Here is a 16662-nt window from a genome sequence, read left to right as displayed (position 1 = left end):
AGATTCCACCAGACCACAGGGACAGATCGTGCCGACTTGCCCGGTCTCCCCACGCGATCCGCCTACCGTATCGGGGCGAATCTCCACTTTCTCGCGCGACACGCCGCCCTCATGTTCGCCGACGGCGTTGCCGCGATATATCTTGACTTCTCCTAGACGCGACATATCGTGTTTCTATGACTGACAAGGGATACAAGGGCGTCGGCATGGAGGGCGCGATCGCCCGCTGGTACGCCGCGAGCAACGACAGGTCACCCGACCGGTTCTCCGACCAGGTCGAACGGGTGCGCGAGCTGGCCGAGCCGGGCAGCGAGGTGTTAGAGGTGGCCCCCGGGCCCGGCAACCTGTCGATCGCCCTGGCCGGGACCGGCGACTACACGGTCACGGGGCTCGACATCAGCCAGACGTTCGTCGAGATCGCCCGCGCGAAGGCCGCCGAGGCCGGGGTCCGGGTGGACTTCCGCCGCGGGAACGCCTCCGCGATGCCGTTCGAGGACGGGAGCTTCGACTTCGTCGTCTGCTGCGCCGCGTTCAAGAACTTCTCCGACCCCGTCGGGTCGCTCCACGAGATGCACCGGGTGCTGCGGCCCGGCGGCCACGCCCTCGTCATCGATCTGCGCAGGGACGTGTCCAAGGAGGCCGTGGACGCCGACGTGGCCCGGATGGGGATCAGCGGCCTGTCCAGGGTCTTCACGAAGTTCGCCCTGCGGTCCTTCCTGCCTCGGCGGGCGTACACCAAGCCGGAGTTCGAGGACTTCATCGCGCGGACGCGCTTCCGTACGTACGACATCCACACGTCGCCCCTGGCGCTCGACATCGAACTGCGGAAGTGATCGGCAACCTCGCCCACGGAGCGTTCCGGCTTGTAACGTAGGGTCAACATTTCGCCTCGGTGTGGAGGTTGATCGCATGCGGTGGCAGGTCCACTCCGAGAGGTCGCTGTACGCGGACCCGTGGCTGGACATCCGGGTGGCGGATGTGGAGCTGCCCGACGGGCGCCGCCTCGACCACCGGCTCGTACGCATCGCACCCGGCGCGGGGGCGGTCGTCACCGACGACCAGGACCGGGTGCTGCTGATCTGGCGGCATCGCTTCATCACCGACACGTGGGGCTGGGAGATCCCGCTGGGCCAGGTGGACGAGGGCGAGATGCCTCAGGCGGCGGCCGCGCGCGAGGTCGAGGAGGAGACGGGCTGGCGTCCCGGCCCCCTGCGCCCGCTGCTGTCGATCCAGCCGACCAACGGCTTCACCGACAGCCTGCACCACATCTACCGCGCCGACTCGGCCACCCGCATCGGCCCGCCGTCGGACCCGTGCGAGGCGGAGCGGGTGGAGTGGGTGCACGCCTCGCGCCTCCGCAAGCTCATCGAGAGCGGCGAGATCGTCTGCGGCACCACCATGTCATCCCTTCTCTACCTCCTGGTGGAGAACCTCCCGAACGGCGGATTCCACCGCACCGAAGACCTCACCTCCGACTACGACCCCAACCGCCGCTTCCTCCTCCCCGACCTCCCAAACCTCTTCTAACGCCACCGCTCAGGACGGCCAGGACGGGGCGAGGCGCCGTACGGAGAGCTCGCGTTGAAGGCGCTGGACGTCGTACGGCGAACGGGCGCTGACGGGGTCGGCCCCGGGCGGGTGGTGCGGGGCGGCGGGTGAGTGGGGGCGGGGAGTGGCGCGTCCTTGACCACGGAGCCGGTCAAGGATGTGCGTCGTCACGGCGAGCAGCCCGTGAGCCTTCACGACCGGCCATGACGGACGGCCACTGACGTCGGGGCGTGCGGCCCACCGTGCGCAGCCGTAAAGAACGAAGGCCTTGACGGGCGCGCGGCCCGCCGTGCGCAGCCGTAAAGGATGAAAGCCCCCACGGGCGGGGAAGCGGCCCGCCCGTGGAGCGGCGACTACGAGAAGAGATGATCGACGACGCGCGCCGTGGCCTTGCCGTCGTCGCGGGGGGCGAAGGTGGCGCGGAAGGCTTCGTAGCGGTCGGCGTGGGCCGCCGACACGGAGTCGATGTCGCGCAGGGCCTCGATCACGTCGGCCGACGTCGACAGCACCGGCCCCGGCGCCTGCTCGCCCAGGTCCAGATAGAGCCCTCGCTTGGTCGAGTATTTGGCCAGGTCGTAGCCGTAGAACACGATCGGCCGGCCGGTGCACACGAAGTCGAACATGACCGACGAGTAGTCCGTCACCAGCACATCCGCCACCAACAGCAAGTCGGCAATATCGGGATAAGTGGTGACGTCGTGGGCGATGTCCGGGACGGCCGGCACCGCCTGCATCGGATGCGCCCGCACCAGGATCTCGTGATCGGCCCCGAGGGCCTCGCGCGCCTTGGCGAGGTCGAGCTTGACCATGGCGTTCTTGCGGTCGTAGTCCCGCCACGTGGGCGCGTACAGGATCACCCGCTTGCCCTCCACGAGCCCCAGCCGCTCGCGCACGGCGGCGGCCAGCGCCTCGCGGTCGGGCGAGTTGAGGACGTCGTTGCGCGGCAGCCCGCTCTCCAGGATCTCGCCCTTGTAGCCGAACGCCTTGCGCAGCACCGGCGTGGCCCACGGCGACTGCGACAGCAGCAGGTCCCAGCCGCGCACCTCCGCCGCCTGGCGGTGCCAGATCGGCGGCCTCGGGTCGCGCGCCATGTGGGACTGGTCGTTGCCGATGTGCTTGGCCGGGGTGCCGTGCCAGGTCTGCAGCACGACCTGGTCCTCGCGGGCCCTGAACCACACCGGCAGGAACGAGTTGGTCACGATGTGGCGGGATCTGGCCAGCGCGGCGTGGTGCTCGCGGCTGCCCGCGCGGATCACGGTCGCGCCGCCGGGCGGCACGAAGGCGCCGTCCTTGACGACCCAGATGTGCTCGCGGTCGTCGCCCCGCCGCAGCCGCTCCTCGTAGATGGCGCGGACGCTGTCGGCGTAGAGGCGGCCGTCGTTGACGACGTAGACGGTCGCGTCGTTCAGCGGCTCGGTGCGCTGGGCCGGGTAGAACACGCGGCGCAGCACGTGGGTGCCGGCCACACCCCGCTCGTCGGCGGGCCGGGCCTCCTCGACCGTCACGACCGGCACGTCGAACCGGGTGGAGATCATCCGGTACGTGTGCCCGTCGAGCGTGCGCGGCTCCTCGTCGAGCCCCGGCAGGGCCGCGTGGTCCATGCGCAGCGGCACGATCTCGCCCGACGGGTGCCGGATCGACATGTTCCAGGTGCCGGAGGCGAGCGGCACGGGCTCGCCGAAGCGGTCCATGGCCGAGGGCTCGACGCGTACGGAGAACTCCTCGCCGGAGCGCTCCATAGGAAGCAGATAGGACAGCCCGGAGCGGTGCCGCAGCGTCAGCGTGCGGGGGCCGGGGGCGTCGGGATAGTGGCCGCGCAGCAGGAGCGCGGAGCCCTCCCAGACGGCCGAGGTGATCACCGGCCGGATGCGGTGGGCGGAGACGACCACGCGGTCACGGCGGTCGCCGAGCACGGTGATCTCGCGGTCGCCCACGGGCGTGCGGGTCTCCACGAGGTCGGCGAGCATGACGGAGGCCGCCGGGTCGCCCTTGGGCTCGACCCAGAGCCGCCGCCCGTCCTTCTCCTGCAGCAGGGTGGGCACGGCCAGCCCCACCGTGACCTCCGTGCCGTCGCCGGCCGGGGTGAAGTCGGCGGCGATGCGGTGCCCGCCCAGGCGGGCGTGGCCCTTGGTCACCGTGCGGCCGGGCAGGGAGATCTTCAGCTCCAGGCGCTCGCCCTCGACGGACACGCCCTTCAGCTCGGCCCGGTTGGGCTGGAGCACGATCTGCAGCGCCCGGTCGGACGTCCACACCGGCCGGATCCACAGGCCCGGCTTCAGCTTGAGCCCGGTAGGACGCTCGGGACGGCCGACCGAGGAGCCGCGCAGCAGGCCCGTGGCCCGCGCGCCCCGGCTCCAGAACACGATCTCGGCCCGCCAGGTGGTCGTGTCGGGCACGGACGGGCGGTGCCGCATCCGCCGCCGCACGGCGGACACCACATCGCGTACGGCGCCGCGCCAGCGCAGCGGCCACGGGCTCAACTCGGCGCTGAACCCGGACCAGTCGTAGTTGCAGCCGGGCTCGCGCGCGCCATGGGTGGCCTCGGGCGCGAGCACGCGCCGCGTGCGCATGCGGATGGGCGGCAGCCAGCGCGGCCCGCGCAGCACCACGGTCGCCCAGTTGAACCTGCGGCTGCGGACGGAGAGCCCCGCCAGGTACGCGAACCCGGTGACGCGCAGCTTGCCGTCGACCCAGACGATGTCGTCGATGTGGGTCACCGGCACCATGTCGGCGCGCCGCAGCCGGTAGAGGTCGGGTGAGAGCTCGTCGCGGAAGGGCAGGTCCGCGTACCAGCGCAGGCCCTTGCGGATGCGCTTGGACGGTTCGGCGGCGGCCGTCACGACCTTGGTGAGCGTCTCGCCCTCGACGAGTTCCTCGTCGGGCCGGTGCTCGATCAGGTGACATATGACACGCCGCGCGACCGGCAGGTCGTGCTTGACGCGCGCGTCCACGGCCGCGAGGTAGGGCCGGACGAGGTCGAGCATCTCGCGCCGCCGTGCCGCGCCGCGCTTGACCGCGAGGTCCATGCGGGACCCGAGTGGGCCGCTCAGCACCTCGGTGTCGTACGCCGCGTCGCGACCGCCGGGGCCGACGGCTCGCATGACCGCTTCGAGGGGCTCTCCACGATCACAAAGATCCTGGACAGCCTTGAGGCGGTCGGCGAGCGAATCGCCGCCCTGGCTCTGGGCTGTGACGCCGGTGGCCATTGGGGTGGCACCGCCTTTCGGGCCGCCATTCAGTGTTCTGCCCATGGTAATGCGAGTCACATGTCACAAATTCGCCGGTTCGGCGAAACGGCAGGTCATGACCCTTACTGAAAATCCGCTGAAGGCCCGTCCCAGCGAGCTTCTCTCATGCTCACCCGTTCGCCCCGTAACGGGGTGCCTTCCTCGCGCCAATGGGCCAGGCAGCGTTGCAGGTGGTCAGGGGCCGCGCAGGTGCCGTCGGCGTGGACGACGCGCCACCACGGCACGCCGCCGCCCCACGTCGACATCACCTTGCCGACCTGGCGGGGGCCGCCCTCGCCGAGGTATTCGGCGATGTCGCCGTAGGCCATGACCTTGCCGGGCGGGATGCGCTCGACGAGGTCGAGCACCCGCTCGGCGAAGGGGTTCAGGGGGTCCATGCCGCCGGGCCCGCTTCGATGATCTCTTCGAACTTGCCGATCTCCATCGCGCTGCCGCCCGTCACGACCTCGATGACGCCGTCGCGCAGCGCGTAGACCTCGCCGTCCTCGCCCACAAGCCGGGCGCCGAGCGCGGCCGAGAGCCGGACGAGTTGCGCGACCTGCCAGTCGGAGCCGGGCTCGCCGACCAGGTGGCCCTGCCAGCGCGCCACCGCGTGCGTGCCGCCCCTGTGCGCGGCCACGATCTCATCATCTCCGCGCAGCCCGAAACCGGCCGGTGCGATGGCCCTCGCGAGCTCCGCGAAGGCGAGTGGCGACTCGCGCACCACCCGCAGCTCGTATCCCATGACGCGGGACCATAGCGGATCTTTACTGTTCCTTGCGCTGATTGAGCACGATGATCGCGCCACAGAACATGACCAGCGCGACCAGCACGCCTCCCCCGTACAACCACAGCCGCAGCGGATCGGGCCCCGGCCTGGTCGGCACGGGTGAGTCCTCGCCCTGCCCGAAGTGGTCCTGACCTGACATGACGCTGCGCTGCTCTCTGGTCAGCCGCTCGGCGGCGTTGAGCGCCGCGGCCGCGTCGACCACCCCGAACCCGGTCTGGTCGTCGTATCCCGGGGCGGGCCGGCCCCGCGCGCTGGAGGCCAGCGCCTGGGCGACCTGCTCGGGCGGCAGGTCCGGATAGCGCGACTTGACGAGCGCGGCCACGCCCGCCACGAGCGCGGCGGCCGAGCTGGTGCCCTCGGAGAGCTCGTAGCCGCTCTTGCGCTTGACCACCGGCACGCCCACGCCGGGCGCGGCGACCAGCACGGAGAGGTTGTCGCTGCTGAACGTGGCCCGTTTGCCCTGCTTGTCGGTGGCCGCCACGCCGATGACCCCCGGATAGCCGGCCGGGAAGCTCCAGTAGGAGGTGCCGTTCTCCCTGGCGTAGTTGGTCAGGCCGTCGTTGCCCACGGCGGCGACCAGGACGACGCCCTTGCCGAGCGCGTACGAGACGGCCTCGCGCTCGGACCTGACCGGGCCGTAGGAGCCGATGGACATGCTGATGACCTTGGCGCCGTGGTTGGCCGCGTACCGCAGGGCCCGCGCGAGGGGGCTCTCCGAGGTCTGCTCCTCATCGTCCAGCGGCGGGACGCCCAGCTCGGGGTTGTCGTCGGTGACCATGGGCAGCGACAGGATGCGCGACTCGGGGGCGACGCCGACCAGCCCGTCGTCCTGCCCCGAGGCCGCGATCAGCCCGGCCATGGCGGTGCCGTGCCGGCCCGGCGCCGCCTCCTTGACCACCGCGCCCGCGGTCATGTCGGGGCCCGCGGTCACCCGGCCCTTCAGCTCCTTGACCTGGTCGTCCACGCCGCTGTCCACGACGGCGACGGTGACGCCCTCGCCCTTGGTGACGGTCCAGGCCTGTTCGACGTTGAGGGCGTCGAGCACCCACTGCTGCTGCTCCCGCACGGGGTCGGCGGTGGGTCCGACCAGTACGAGGAGGGCCGCGGTGAGCGCGCGTACGGTCGCTAGCACACGTTCCCCTGGGTGCAGGGCGGCACCTTGGGCGGGTCCGCGAGGAAGTAGGCGATCTGGTTGCCGACGGACTTCGCGGCCGGCCACAGCTCGGAGTGCAGGATCTCCTCCGGCGGGATCGCGGCCCTGGTCCGGCCGTCGGCGTAGCCGGCCGTGGAGAACACGATGTACGGCCCGGCGCCCACCCAGCCGGTGCGCTGGCGCTGGTCGGGGCCGAAGCGTTCGGTCACCGTGCCGGGGAAGGCGACGGGCAGCACGCCCACGCGGTCGTCCTGGGTGAGCTCCTCGCTCGCCGAGACCCTGGACGCCTCGTCCTTCAGCACGGCCACCCCGACCGTGATCACGAACGAGGCCGTCTGGTCGACGTACGTGGCCCGCAGCATCGTGACGCAGCCGTGGTTCTCCAGGACCCCGGCCACGGAGGCGTCCACGCCCTTGCCGCACTCGGTCTCGGGGGCGATGCCGACGCGCCTGGCGTACTGCTGGGCCCGGTCGAGCCCGAGGTACTTGACCTCTTCCGGGAAGACGCCCGTCGCCGGCCACGCCTGCCAGCGCCTGGCGATCTCCTCCTGTTTGTACTGGTTCTGCTCGGAGGGGGTCAGGGGGCGCGAGCGGGTCTCGGCGAACAGGCCGACCGTGCCGAGCAGCACGACCACGGACGACACGACCACGATGACGCTCAGCAGCATCACGAAGATGCGCCGATACCGGACGCCCTGCTGGAGCGTCTCCCTCTCGACGCGGTCCCTGGCGGCCGCACGCGTGCGTGAACCCGCGGCCGGCCACGTACGCACACGCGACCGCCGGCCGGTGGTGGCACCGAGCGGATTCCTCCGTTCCGGCGTGGCCCCGCCCTCGGAACGCGGTAGCCCTGAAGTCGACCTACGAGCCCTCACCACCGCCTCATCCTCGCCGTCCTCCCTGCCCGTTGCCTCCCTGCGTGGGGCGGGCTGGGGAGCCGTTGGCGTCCCGTGTCTATTTCGTCCCCCTTAGTAGGCGGATCATGCGTCTTGTGAGCTGTACACCCGACGTACTCGCCTGACCAGGATGAATATGACACCCAGGGAAGCGAACGCGCCGACGGCCGCCGCGGCGGCGACGGCCGCGTAGACGGTGACGCGCCTCTCGTCCCTGACGATGACCTGGACGGGGGCCGTCCGGCCGCCGGCCAGCGGCGCGGCCGGGTCGTGGGCCTGGTCGCCCGCGGCGGCCTCGGTGTAGCCGGCCAGCTTGCGGGCCTCGGACAGGGCTCTGGCCGCGTTCACGACGCCGAAGCCGGTGCCGGTGTCGTACCCGCCCGGGGGCCTGTCGGTGGCGCTGGCCGTCAGGGCGCGGGCCACGAGCGGCGGCGACATGCCCGGATATTTGGCTTTGATGAGGGCGGCTATGCCCGAGACCAGCGCGGTCGCCTGCGAGGTGCCCCTGCCGACCCAGTACTCGTCGCCCGGGCCCGCGCCCATGATGTCCACGCCCGGGGCGGCCACCAGCACGGAGGAGTTCCAGTTGGAGAACGTGGCCCGCCGCAGCCGCCGGTCCGTCGCTCCCACCGAGACCACCCCGGGGAACGCGGCCGGATAGGAGTAGGGGGCGAAGTCGCCGTCGATCTTCCGGTCGCCGTCGTTGCCGGCGGCGGCCACGAGCACGACGCCCTTGGAGATGGCGTAGCGGATGGCCGCCCGCTCCTCCCTGGTCGCCAGCTCTTTGGAGATCGACATGTTGATCACGTCCGCACCCTCGTCCACCGCGTAGCGAATGCCTTGGGCCACCACGTCCTCGAAGCGCTCCGCCGAGTTGAACTCCCGGAAACCCGGCTCCTCGTCCTCAAGGATGACCCTTACTGACAGTACGTCCGCTTCGGGCGCAACGCCGATGATCCCCAGATTTCCCCCATCGCCGTGGCCGTGCCCGGCGATCAGAGAGGCCATGTACGTGCCGTGCAGGCGGCTCGGGGCGACCCCCGGCGGGTTCGCGCCGTCGGTGAAGTCCTTGCCCACCCGCACCGAGCCGGCCAGGTCGCGATGGTGCAGATCGACGCCGGAGTCGAGCACCGCCACCGTCACGCCGCCGCCCTTGCTGGTGCGCCACGCCTCGGTCAGCGCCAGCGTCTTGATGACCGGCCGCTGCCCGCCGCGTACGTCGTCCGCCCACGCCGGCGCGGCGGCGTACAACAGCATCCCGGCCGCCACGGCCGCCGTTCCCCGCCTGAGCATGACCCCCGTACTGCCCCGGCTCAGCACCGCCACTCCTCGGCCGTGCAGTCGGGCATCCGCGGCGTGCTCAGGTCGGTCAGCACCCGCTCGGAGATCTCGGTCGCGAAGGCGAAGATCGAGGGCCGCTGCTCGTCCGCCGCGTCCGCGGGCCGGCCGTCCACCTGGCCCGCCGTGGTCAGCACCAGGTACGGCCCCGCCTGCCGTACCGAGCCGGCCTGGCGCACGCCGGGGGTGAAGCGGTCGGCGACCGTGCCGCTGAAGGCCAGCGGATACAGGCCCGGCACGGGTTTGCCGCTGTCGGAGAAGGCGGCTTTCGCGCGTACGGCGTCCGGCTCGTCACGCAGCGCGACCACGCCGATCGTGACGAGCACGCCGCGCAGCGCGTCGATGTAGGTGGCCCGCAGCAGGCCCTTGCAGCCCGCCTTGCGCAGGGCCTTGACCGCCTTGGGGTCGACCGGGTCGCAGGCGGTCCCGGGCGAGATGCCGATCCGGCTGGCACGTTCCCGGCCGCCCTGCTCGGCGGAGTACGGCAATGTGGCGGGGAAGATACGTCCGCTGGGCCAGGTGCGCCAGCGCTCGGCGACCTCGCGTCTGGCCGCCGCCTGGAGCTCGGCGGCGCTGGGGCCCCGGGTGAGCTCCGTGCCCGCCGCGCTGCCCGACACCCCGGCGGCCACCGCGCAGACCAGGGTCAGCGCGGAGGCCACCACGAGCGTCGGCCACGGACGGGCAGTGTTCACGCCACCGACCTTAACCGGGCCTTCCGGATAACACTCCGGAAACCATCAGTAGGAGGGCAGGCTCGGGTCCACGGTCTTGACCCAGCTCAGAACGCCGCCGCCGACGTGCACGGCGTCGGAGAACCCGGCGTTCTTGACGATGGCCAGGGCCTCGGCCGAGCGCGCGCCGGACTTGCAGTGGAGCACGATGCGCTTGTCCTGCGGCAGCTTCTCCAGGGCGGAGCCGTTGAGGAACTCACCCTTGGGGATCAGCGTGGCACCGGGGATCGAGACGATCTCGTACTCGTTGGGCTCGCGGACGTCGACGAGGAAGATGCTCTCGCCGCGGTCCTGCATGCCCTTGAGCTCCGCCGCGGTGATCGTGGAGCCGCTGGCGGCCTCGGCGGCCTCGTCCGAGATGGCGCCGCAGAAGGCCTCGTAGTCGTCGAGGAGCTGCGTGACCGTCGGGTTCTTGCCGCACAGGACGCACTCGGGGTCCTTGCGGACCTTGACGTCGCGGTACTTCATCTCCAGGGCGTCGTAGATCATCAGCCGCCCGACCAGCGGGTCGCCGATGCCCGTCAGCAGCTTGATGGCCTCGTTGACCTGGATGGAGCCGATCGACGCGCACAGCACGCCGAGCACGCCGCCCTCGGCGCACGACGGCACCATGCCGGGAGGCGGGGGCTCCGGGTAGAGGCAGCGGTAGCAGGGCCCGTGCTCGGCCCAGAACACGCTGGCCTGGCCGTCGAACCGGTAGATCGAGCCCCAGACGTACGGCTTGCCGAGCAGCACCGCGGCGTCGTTCACCATGTAGCGCGTGGCGAAGTTGTCGGTGCCGTCGACGATGAGGTCGTAGCCGGAGAAGATCTCCATGACGTTTTCCGTGGTCAGCGCCGTGTTGTGGATGACGACGTCGACCAGGGGGTTGATCTCGCGGACGGACGCCGCGGCGCTCTCGGCCTTCAGCCTGCCCACGTCGGACTGGCCGTGGATGATCTGGCGCTGCAGGTTGGACTCATCGACCACGTCGAAGTCGATGATGCCGAGGGTGCCGACGCCCGCCGCCGCGAGGTACATCAGCGCGGGCGAGCCCAGGCCCCCGGCGCCCACACACAGCACCTTGGCGTTCTTCAGCCGCTTCTGCCCCGCCATACCCACATCGGGGATGATCAGGTGGCGCGAGTAGCGGCGCACTTCGTCGACGGTCAGCTCTGCGGCCGGCTCGACCAGCGGTGGCAACGACACTTTCTACGCTCCCGTTCCAGGGGGTCCTATCTCACCTTGAAACCTAGCTGGCGAGTGGGGCATTCCCCAATCGAGTCTCACGGATCAGACGGCGTGCTTCCGCCGCCACGACCTGCGGCATCTCCATCATCGCCACGTGACCCGCCGTCGGCAGCAAGACAAGCCGGACCTGCGGGAACGTACGGTATGCCTTCGCGGCCATGGCGGGCCGGACCAGCCGGTCATGCCTGCCGTGCACGATCAGGGTCGGGGCCTTGACGTTGGCCGCCTGGCGCCACAGGTTGTCCTCGCCGCGGCGGAAGTATTCGGCCACGATGCCCCTGGCCGACCCGATCATGGCCTCGCCGGAGTAGGGGAGGTCGTCGCGCCTGCGGAGCTCGTCGATCGCGTCGCGCAGGCGTACGGGATGGACGGAGTCGGTGTTGGCCCAGACCATGGCCACGGAGGCGTTGACACGATGCTCGGCGGGCACCAGGCGGAGCCTGCTCGCCACCCATTCGCCCAGTACGGGCACCGCGGCGGCGGCCACCCGGACGGGGCCGTACCTGGGGAGCAGGTCGGGCAGGGCCGGGGAGACGAGGGTGAGCGAGCGGACCAGGTCGGGGCGGGTGGCGGCCACCCGGACGGCGACGGCGCCCCCGAGCGAGTTGCCGAACAGGTGGGCCGGGCCCGTGTGCTCCATCAGCTCGGCCACGGCCCTGGCGTGGCCGGCGACGGTGTAGTCGCCGTCGGCCGGGGCGGGCGAGAAGCCCGCGCCCGGGAGGTCGAGGGCGTGGCCGGTGACCGTGTCCTTGAGCTCGTCCATGAGGTCGGTCCAGTTGGTGGCCGACCCGGCCAGTCCGTGCACGAAGACGGCCTGCTCACGTTGTCCCCGGTGGTCACTCGTCGATCGGACGTGCACCGAGCCGATCATGCGACCCGGCCAGTCCGGGACCGGCTTCGCCATCATGCGTCCTCCCCGCCGTTCCTTCTCGTTCTCTCAACGATAACCACCCCGCCTGGGTGGGGTCTGGATTCGGTACAGAAGCCCGCTTACATCACCTTTTCCGGCATCAGGTACACACCGTCACACATGCCTCAAACACCCCGCTGATGCGACCCCCAGCGAGGGTGGTGGCGTCTCGGGGCCCGGCGCGGCACCCGGATCCGGGCCGGCGGGCGGATCGGTGGCGATCATCGCCGCGTTCGGACATATCGCCATATATCGCGGCTTAGAGGTCTAATCGATCTCATCGCATGCCAAGAGTGTGGCAAAAGGCACCGTTCATCGTTTATGGCGCACCAAGGTCGGAAAGCATGACAACCAGCAGCACTTAGCGTGACGGTTGAGGAACGCACCGTTAATGGCGGGACAGACCAGCCTCGAACGCACCACCGCCGGGTGCCGCAAAAAGCGGGAGACATTTTCGGAGGGCGCACAATGGCGTCCTCCGAATAATGACGCCGGGCGTAGGCGAAGCGTCCGGCGTAATGGCCATCGATATGTTCGCGGACTTTCATCGGTCCGGGGGCGGCACCGCAGGCAGGCAAATCACCACTCGCAGAACCGGCACGGCCGATGACGACAGGCCAGGCCGGCGCGCGAGCATTGCCATGCGTGGCCGCCCTATCAATTGCGCCACAATCGGACATATCATGCCATTTCATTGGATAGATCTTTAATGCGAGCAATAAGATTGTTAATGCATAGCAAAATAGGGTCTCTCCAGTTTGCCCGCCCGTCGCCCCGGAAATGACATTCAATGGATGACTCTTCAGCAGCCGTCCAAGACCTGTTTTCAGGTACCCGGAAACGTCGAGAACGGGGCAATCGATCCTTTAGGGGGAAAACGCAATGCCCAAGCTCAAGAGTGTTATCGCAGGCCTCGCCGTCAGCACGGCGCTGACCGGCGGCATGGTCAGCGCGGGCGCGGCCACCACTGCGGTCAGCGCCGACGCCATCAAGCTCAACACCTCATCCATCCTCACCGGCATCGACGACGACTTCGACGAGGGCATCGACGACGGCCTTCTCGATGACGACCTCGGCCGCAACATCGTCATCGACCGTCGCGACCGTGACCGTCACCGCCGGCAGTGCCGCCGTCACCACGGCGGCTGGGGCGGCGGCTGGGGCGGCGGCTGGTGGGGTCGCCACCGCCGCGGCGGCGAGGTCTGCGTCGTCATCCGCAACGACAACGTCAACGACAACAGGCCGGAGCGCCGCCGGCGTACCTGGTAACAAAGCCGTGTGTTAATGGCGGGAGGATGAACGTCCGCACCTTCGGGTAGGTCCAATCTTCTCGTCTTCCGCGGGGGGTTTAGTGAGGGCTCTCCCGGCCTTTGGCCGGGGGAGCCCTCACTGCGTTGCACGGCGAGGCTGCAGTGGCCGGCGGACTTATACCAGTACGGCAGGAGACGGGGCTAAGTGGGGTGGAATCTTTTGTTTCGGCCATGAGGGAGTCTGTGGTCCACCAAATCAAGGCAGTTCCGGTTTGCTGGTGATTTGTCCGGAAATATGCAGCGTGCGGGAGATTCCCTAGGAATCGTCCGTAGCGTTTCCCCGATGCGGCCGGATCTGTATCCGCCTGTGCCGGGGGGCGTGAAACAGGGCAATCGAACCTTTAGGGGGAAAACAATGCCCAAGCTCAAGAGTGTTATCGCGGGTCTCGCCGTCAGCTCGGCGCTGACCGGTGGCGTGGTAGCCGCGGGCGCGGCCACGTCGCCGGCCGGCGCTGCCGTCCAGGTCAAGTCCGCCGCACCCGTCCTCGCCGGCAACTGCCGCGGCGGGGGCTGGCGCCGGTGCGGCGGGGGCTGGGGCGGCCGCTGGGGTGGCCGCTGGGGCGGCCCCTGGGCCTGGGGCGGTCGCGGCTGGGGCGGCGGCTGGGGCCGTCACGACAGGGGCGCCCGGGTCCGGATCGTCATCGTCAACCAGAACCACAACATCAACGGTGGCCACCGTGACGAGTGGTAGGACTCAGACACTGAGCTGAGCATTGGCGCGCCTCTGAGGCCGCCGTAGCGGGCGGAGTTCCCCGAGCGATGACATCCGCCCACGCCAAACGAGTGTCCGTATTCATCGGGACCGGCGCCACCCTCCGACCGGCGCCGCCCAAGCGAATACGGGCACTCACTTCTGTTTCTACGGTCGTCGCCCCGCCTCATGCGGCCTCCGACAAGCCGAGCGCCCCTGTCCCCCGGCGCCGGCCGTCATCGCCATGGACCGTCCGTTCCCCGAGAAGAGGGCGGTCCGGCCCTCTTCGGGAGTGGCCCCCCACTGGCCACGACCGGGACCGTCTTCGGGCGCCGGCGGTAGGAGACACGTCGAGTGCCCGTATTCGGTGGGTCGACGTCGTCGCTGTCGGGGCAGACGTCGGGACCCGGTGAATACGGGCACTCGATCGGCGTGGCCGGAGCTTCATCGCTCAGGGGACTCCTGGTGTGGCGCGGCCCGCGCCACCGGTTCGCCTGTGCGGTGAGCTCTACTGCCACGTGGGCTGGTTGTTGTCCTCGTGGTGGTCCATCTCGTGGCGCTCGTCCATGCGCTGCTGCACGTTGCGGTTGCGGTTCGTGTTGATGATGATGATCTTGATGCGGGGCATGCGGTGGTGGCGCCAGTTGGCCCAGCGTCCGCCGCCCCAGCCGCCGCCCCAGCCACAGCGGCCCCAGCCCCCGCCGCCGCCGCAGCCCCTGGCCAGGACGGAGGTGGCGGTGCCGACCTGGGTCGCCGCGTCGGCCGCGGACATGGCCGCGCCCACGCCGACCACGCCGCCGGAGAAGGCCGTGCTCAGGGCGAGGCCGGCCATAACACTTTTGAGCTTGGGCATTGCGTTTTCCCCCTACAGGTTCGATTGCCCCGTTCCTCACGTTCCCGGCCAATCCCCAAAAACCCGATCGACTAGGAAACGCCCCGGATGATCCTTAACGAATCATCCGCATCATGCATATTTCCGGCTGAAACAGCAAGCAAACTGGAATTGCCGTCATTTGGCCCACCACAGACATCCCCATGATTCTGCGCAAACGCCGCACCTCACATAGATCCGGACACAGCAGGGCTCCCCAGCCCTAAGGTCTGGGGAGCCCTTGTCGAAAGGCCGCCGTGGAGGCGCGGGGAAATCCCCCAACCACGAGAACGCGGTCATCCCCACGCCGTCAGCACACGGCTATGACCAGTTGTCGCCGTTGTTGTGGTGGTGGTGCTCGCGCTCGCGCTCGCGCTCGAACCGGTTGATGTTGATGTTCCGGTTGTGGACGTTGACCCGTACGCGGCTGTTCTGGTGGTGACGACGCCAGCCCCAGCCGCCGCCCCAGCCGCCGCCGCCCCAGCCGCAGCGGCGCCAGCCCCCGCCGCCGCAGCCATTGGCGAGGACGGAGGCGGCGGACTTGACCTGAGCGGCGGCGCCGGCGCTGGCCGAGGTCGTGGCCGCGCCCGCGGCTACCACGCCACCGGTCAGCGCCGTGCTGACGGCGAGACCCGCGAAAACAGTCTTGAGCTTGGGCATTGCGTTTTCCCCCTAAAGGATCGATTGCCCCGTTCTCGACATTTCCGGTTATCCCGGAAAGAGGTCTTGGACGCCTGCCGAAGAGCCATCCATGATGTGTCATTTCCAGACAGCAGCCCAACAAACGGCACCTAGCCGGTTTTGCTATGCATTAACAATCTTATTGCTTGCATTAAAGATTTATAGAGCGAAATGAGACGACTTATCCGGATATGTCCTATTCGGTGATCGCGTCGAAGAGGCCCCGAGGGCAGCACGGAGAACCCCACCTCGCGGTGGGGTGAATGCCTGAGAAAGGCGGCCAGAGGCTCAACGCGAGAAGCGTCGGCGAGGCCGTGGAGCGCCTCCCTTAGGGAGGCATGCGGAACCGCTGAGAGAGGTTCTGAAAGTGTTCAGGCCGTCTTGCGAGGCTTGCGCTTGGCGGGAGCCTTCTCCTCGTCCTTGGACTTGGCGGCGGCCTTCTTGGGCTTGGCGGCCCCGCCCTCCCGCTCCCGCTTCGCGGCCTCCACGCTGGCGCGCAGCGCGGCCATGAGGTCGACCGCCGGTCCGGCTTCCTCTTCCTCGCGGGCCGGGATGACCTCCTTGCCCGCCACCTTCGCCTCGATCACCTGCTGCAGCGCCTCGCGGTACGTGTCGTGGTACTCGCTCGGGTCGAAGTCCGACTCCATGGTGCTGATCAGGGACTCGGCCATCTGGAGCTCCTGAGGCCGTACCTCGATGTCCTCCTCGAGGAAGCCGAAGTCCGGCGTGCGGATCTCGTCGGGCCAGAGCATGGTCTCCAGGACGAAGACGCCGTCCCGTACCCGCAGCGTGGCCAGGGACTCGCGCTGGCGCAGCGCCACCTTGACCACCGCCACCTGGCCCGAGCTCTCCAGGGCGTTGCGCAGCAGCACGTACGGCTTCGCCCCCTGCGCGTCGGGCTCCAGGTAGTACGACTTGGCGAAGTAGATCGGGTCGATCTGCTCGGCCGGGGCGAACTGGAGGACGTCGATCCTGCGGGACGTGCTCAGCGGCAGATCCTCGAAGTCCTCGTCGGTGAGCACGACGATCTCGCCCGTCGGCAGTTCGTAGCCTTTGGCGATGTCGGAGTACGGCACCTCTTCGCCGTCCTGCGTGCACACGCGCTTGTAGCGGATCCGGCCGCCGTCCTCGCGATGGACCTGGTGGAACGTCACGTCCTTCTGCTCGGTGGCGGAGTAGAGCTTGACGGGTATCGTGACCAGGCCAAAGGAGATCGCACCCTTCCAGATGCTGCGCATGGTCACTCCTCAGCTCTCAATCATTCGCCAATGGGCACATACCCGTCA

Annotated in this window: 16 protein-coding genes; 4 read left to right on the top strand and 12 right to left on the bottom strand. The window is 69.5% G+C overall.

Features of this window, described 5'->3' with window-relative positions:
- The first annotated feature begins 176 nt into the window (after positions 1-176).
- Both ACWEPL_RS30360 and ACWEPL_RS30355 read left to right on the top strand, forming a co-directional pair.
- The gene (locus ACWEPL_RS30360; protein ID WP_452438163.1) at positions 177-833 is read left to right on the top strand and encodes a class I SAM-dependent methyltransferase; all 657 of its coding nucleotides are present in this window, start codon (positions 177-179) and stop codon (positions 831-833) included.
- Between the two features lie 76 nt (positions 834-909).
- The gene (locus ACWEPL_RS30355; RefSeq protein WP_452438162.1) at positions 910-1527 is read left to right on the top strand and encodes an NUDIX domain-containing protein; all 618 of its coding nucleotides are present in this window, start codon (positions 910-912) and stop codon (positions 1525-1527) included.
- Positions 1528-1901: 374 nt separating this feature from the next.
- Here ACWEPL_RS30355 and ACWEPL_RS30350 read toward each other — a convergent pair whose 3' ends face one another.
- The 9 genes from ACWEPL_RS30350 to ACWEPL_RS30310 form a co-directional block, all read right to left on the bottom strand.
- The gene (locus ACWEPL_RS30350) at positions 1902-4649 is read right to left on the bottom strand and encodes a CDP-glycerol glycerophosphotransferase family protein (protein WP_452438161.1); all 2748 of its coding nucleotides are present in this window, start codon (positions 4647-4649) and stop codon (positions 1902-1904) included.
- Positions 4650-4858: 209 nt separating this feature from the next.
- Positions 4859-5173, bottom strand: coding sequence for an MGMT family protein (locus tag ACWEPL_RS30345; RefSeq protein WP_363971014.1), 315 nt, complete (start codon positions 5171-5173; stop codon positions 4859-4861).
- Positions 5161-5520, bottom strand: coding sequence for a hypothetical protein (locus ACWEPL_RS30340; protein WP_350725418.1), 360 nt, complete (start codon positions 5518-5520; stop codon positions 5161-5163). The genes ACWEPL_RS30345 and ACWEPL_RS30340 overlap by 13 nt, the downstream gene beginning before the upstream one ends.
- Positions 5521-5542: 22 nt before the next feature.
- Positions 5543-6697: a S8 family serine peptidase gene (locus ACWEPL_RS30335; protein WP_452438160.1), complete on the bottom strand. Its 1155-nt coding sequence runs from the start codon at positions 6695-6697 to the stop codon at positions 5543-5545.
- Positions 6691-7491, bottom strand: a complete 801-nt coding sequence (locus tag ACWEPL_RS30330; RefSeq protein ID WP_363971009.1) for a hypothetical protein — start codon at positions 7489-7491, stop codon at positions 6691-6693. The genes ACWEPL_RS30335 and ACWEPL_RS30330 overlap by 7 nt, the downstream gene beginning before the upstream one ends.
- 207 nt (positions 7492-7698) lie before the next feature.
- On the bottom strand, positions 7699-8934 hold the full coding sequence (locus ACWEPL_RS30325; RefSeq protein ID WP_452438159.1) for a S8 family serine peptidase: 1236 nt from the start codon (positions 8932-8934) through the stop codon (positions 7699-7701).
- Entirely contained in the window at positions 8928-9644 is a 717-nt protein-coding gene (locus ACWEPL_RS30320; RefSeq protein WP_350725426.1) for a hypothetical protein, read from the bottom strand. The genes ACWEPL_RS30325 and ACWEPL_RS30320 overlap by 7 nt, the downstream gene beginning before the upstream one ends.
- 45 nt (positions 9645-9689) lie before the next feature.
- Positions 9690-10871 carry an adenylyltransferase/sulfurtransferase MoeZ gene (gene moeZ, locus ACWEPL_RS30315; protein ID WP_350725428.1) on the bottom strand — a complete coding sequence of 394 codons (1182 nt, stop codon included), beginning with the start codon at positions 10869-10871 and terminating at the stop codon, positions 9690-9692.
- Positions 10872-10914: 43 nt separating this feature from the next.
- Positions 10915-11820 (bottom strand): alpha/beta fold hydrolase, encoded by a 906-nt coding sequence (locus ACWEPL_RS30310; RefSeq protein WP_350725430.1) that lies wholly within the window; start codon positions 11818-11820, stop codon positions 10915-10917.
- Between the two features lie 885 nt (positions 11821-12705).
- On the opposite strand from ACWEPL_RS30310, the gene ACWEPL_RS30305 reads away from it, so the two are divergent.
- Both ACWEPL_RS30305 and ACWEPL_RS30300 read left to right on the top strand, forming a co-directional pair.
- A complete protein-coding gene (locus tag ACWEPL_RS30305; RefSeq protein WP_363971003.1) occupies positions 12706-13092 on the top strand; it encodes a hypothetical protein in 387 nt (128 codons plus the stop codon).
- A 396-nt stretch (positions 13093-13488) separates the two neighbouring features.
- Positions 13489-13824, top strand: a complete 336-nt coding sequence (locus tag ACWEPL_RS30300; RefSeq protein WP_452438158.1) for a hypothetical protein — start codon at positions 13489-13491, stop codon at positions 13822-13824.
- Between the two features lie 508 nt (positions 13825-14332).
- On the opposite strand, the gene ACWEPL_RS30295 is transcribed toward ACWEPL_RS30300, so the two are convergent.
- From ACWEPL_RS30295 to ku, 3 genes are all read right to left on the bottom strand, one after another.
- The gene (locus ACWEPL_RS30295; protein WP_363970999.1) at positions 14333-14677 is read right to left on the bottom strand and encodes a hypothetical protein; all 345 of its coding nucleotides are present in this window, start codon (positions 14675-14677) and stop codon (positions 14333-14335) included.
- Between the two features lie 339 nt (positions 14678-15016).
- Positions 15017-15355: a hypothetical protein gene (locus tag ACWEPL_RS30290; protein WP_355197145.1), complete on the bottom strand. Its 339-nt coding sequence runs from the start codon at positions 15353-15355 to the stop codon at positions 15017-15019.
- A gap of 392 nt (positions 15356-15747) precedes the next feature.
- Entirely contained in the window at positions 15748-16614 is an 867-nt protein-coding gene (gene ku / locus ACWEPL_RS30285) for a non-homologous end joining protein Ku (protein ID WP_363970997.1), read from the bottom strand.
- Positions 16615-16662: the final 48 nt, after the last annotated feature.

Source organism: Nonomuraea sp. NPDC004186 (assembly GCF_053603495.1).
The sequence above is the reverse complement of the archived record's forward strand: the minus strand, read 5'-3'. Positions and strand labels throughout refer to the sequence as shown.

Excerpts from the sequence above, each read along its gene's own strand:
- ACWEPL_RS30360 (WP_452438163.1), top strand. The coding sequence starts at position 177 with ATGACTGACAAGGGATACAAGGGCGTCGGCATGGAGGGCGCGATCGCC.
- ACWEPL_RS30355 (WP_452438162.1), top strand. The coding sequence starts at position 910 with ATGCGGTGGCAGGTCCACTCCGAGAGGTCGCTGTACGCGGACCCGTGG.
- ACWEPL_RS30350 (WP_452438161.1), bottom strand. The coding sequence starts at position 4,649 with ATGCGAGCCGTCGGCCCCGGCGGTCGCGACGCGGCGTACGACACCGAG.
- ACWEPL_RS30345 (WP_363971014.1), bottom strand. The coding sequence starts at position 5,173 with ATGGACCCCCTGAACCCCTTCGCCGAGCGGGTGCTCGACCTCGTCGAG.
- ACWEPL_RS30340 (WP_350725418.1), bottom strand. The coding sequence starts at position 5,520 with ATGGGATACGAGCTGCGGGTGGTGCGCGAGTCGCCACTCGCCTTCGCG.
- ACWEPL_RS30310 (WP_350725430.1), bottom strand. The coding sequence starts at position 11,820 with ATGATGGCGAAGCCGGTCCCGGACTGGCCGGGTCGCATGATCGGCTCG.
- ACWEPL_RS30305 (WP_363971003.1), top strand. The coding sequence starts at position 12,706 with ATGCCCAAGCTCAAGAGTGTTATCGCAGGCCTCGCCGTCAGCACGGCG.
- ACWEPL_RS30300 (WP_452438158.1), top strand. The coding sequence starts at position 13,489 with ATGCCCAAGCTCAAGAGTGTTATCGCGGGTCTCGCCGTCAGCTCGGCG.
- ACWEPL_RS30295 (WP_363970999.1), bottom strand. The coding sequence starts at position 14,677 with ATGCCCAAGCTCAAAAGTGTTATGGCCGGCCTCGCCCTGAGCACGGCC.
- ACWEPL_RS30290 (WP_355197145.1), bottom strand. The coding sequence starts at position 15,355 with ATGCCCAAGCTCAAGACTGTTTTCGCGGGTCTCGCCGTCAGCACGGCG.
- ku (WP_363970997.1), bottom strand. The coding sequence starts at position 16,614 with ATGCGCAGCATCTGGAAGGGTGCGATCTCCTTTGGCCTGGTCACGATA.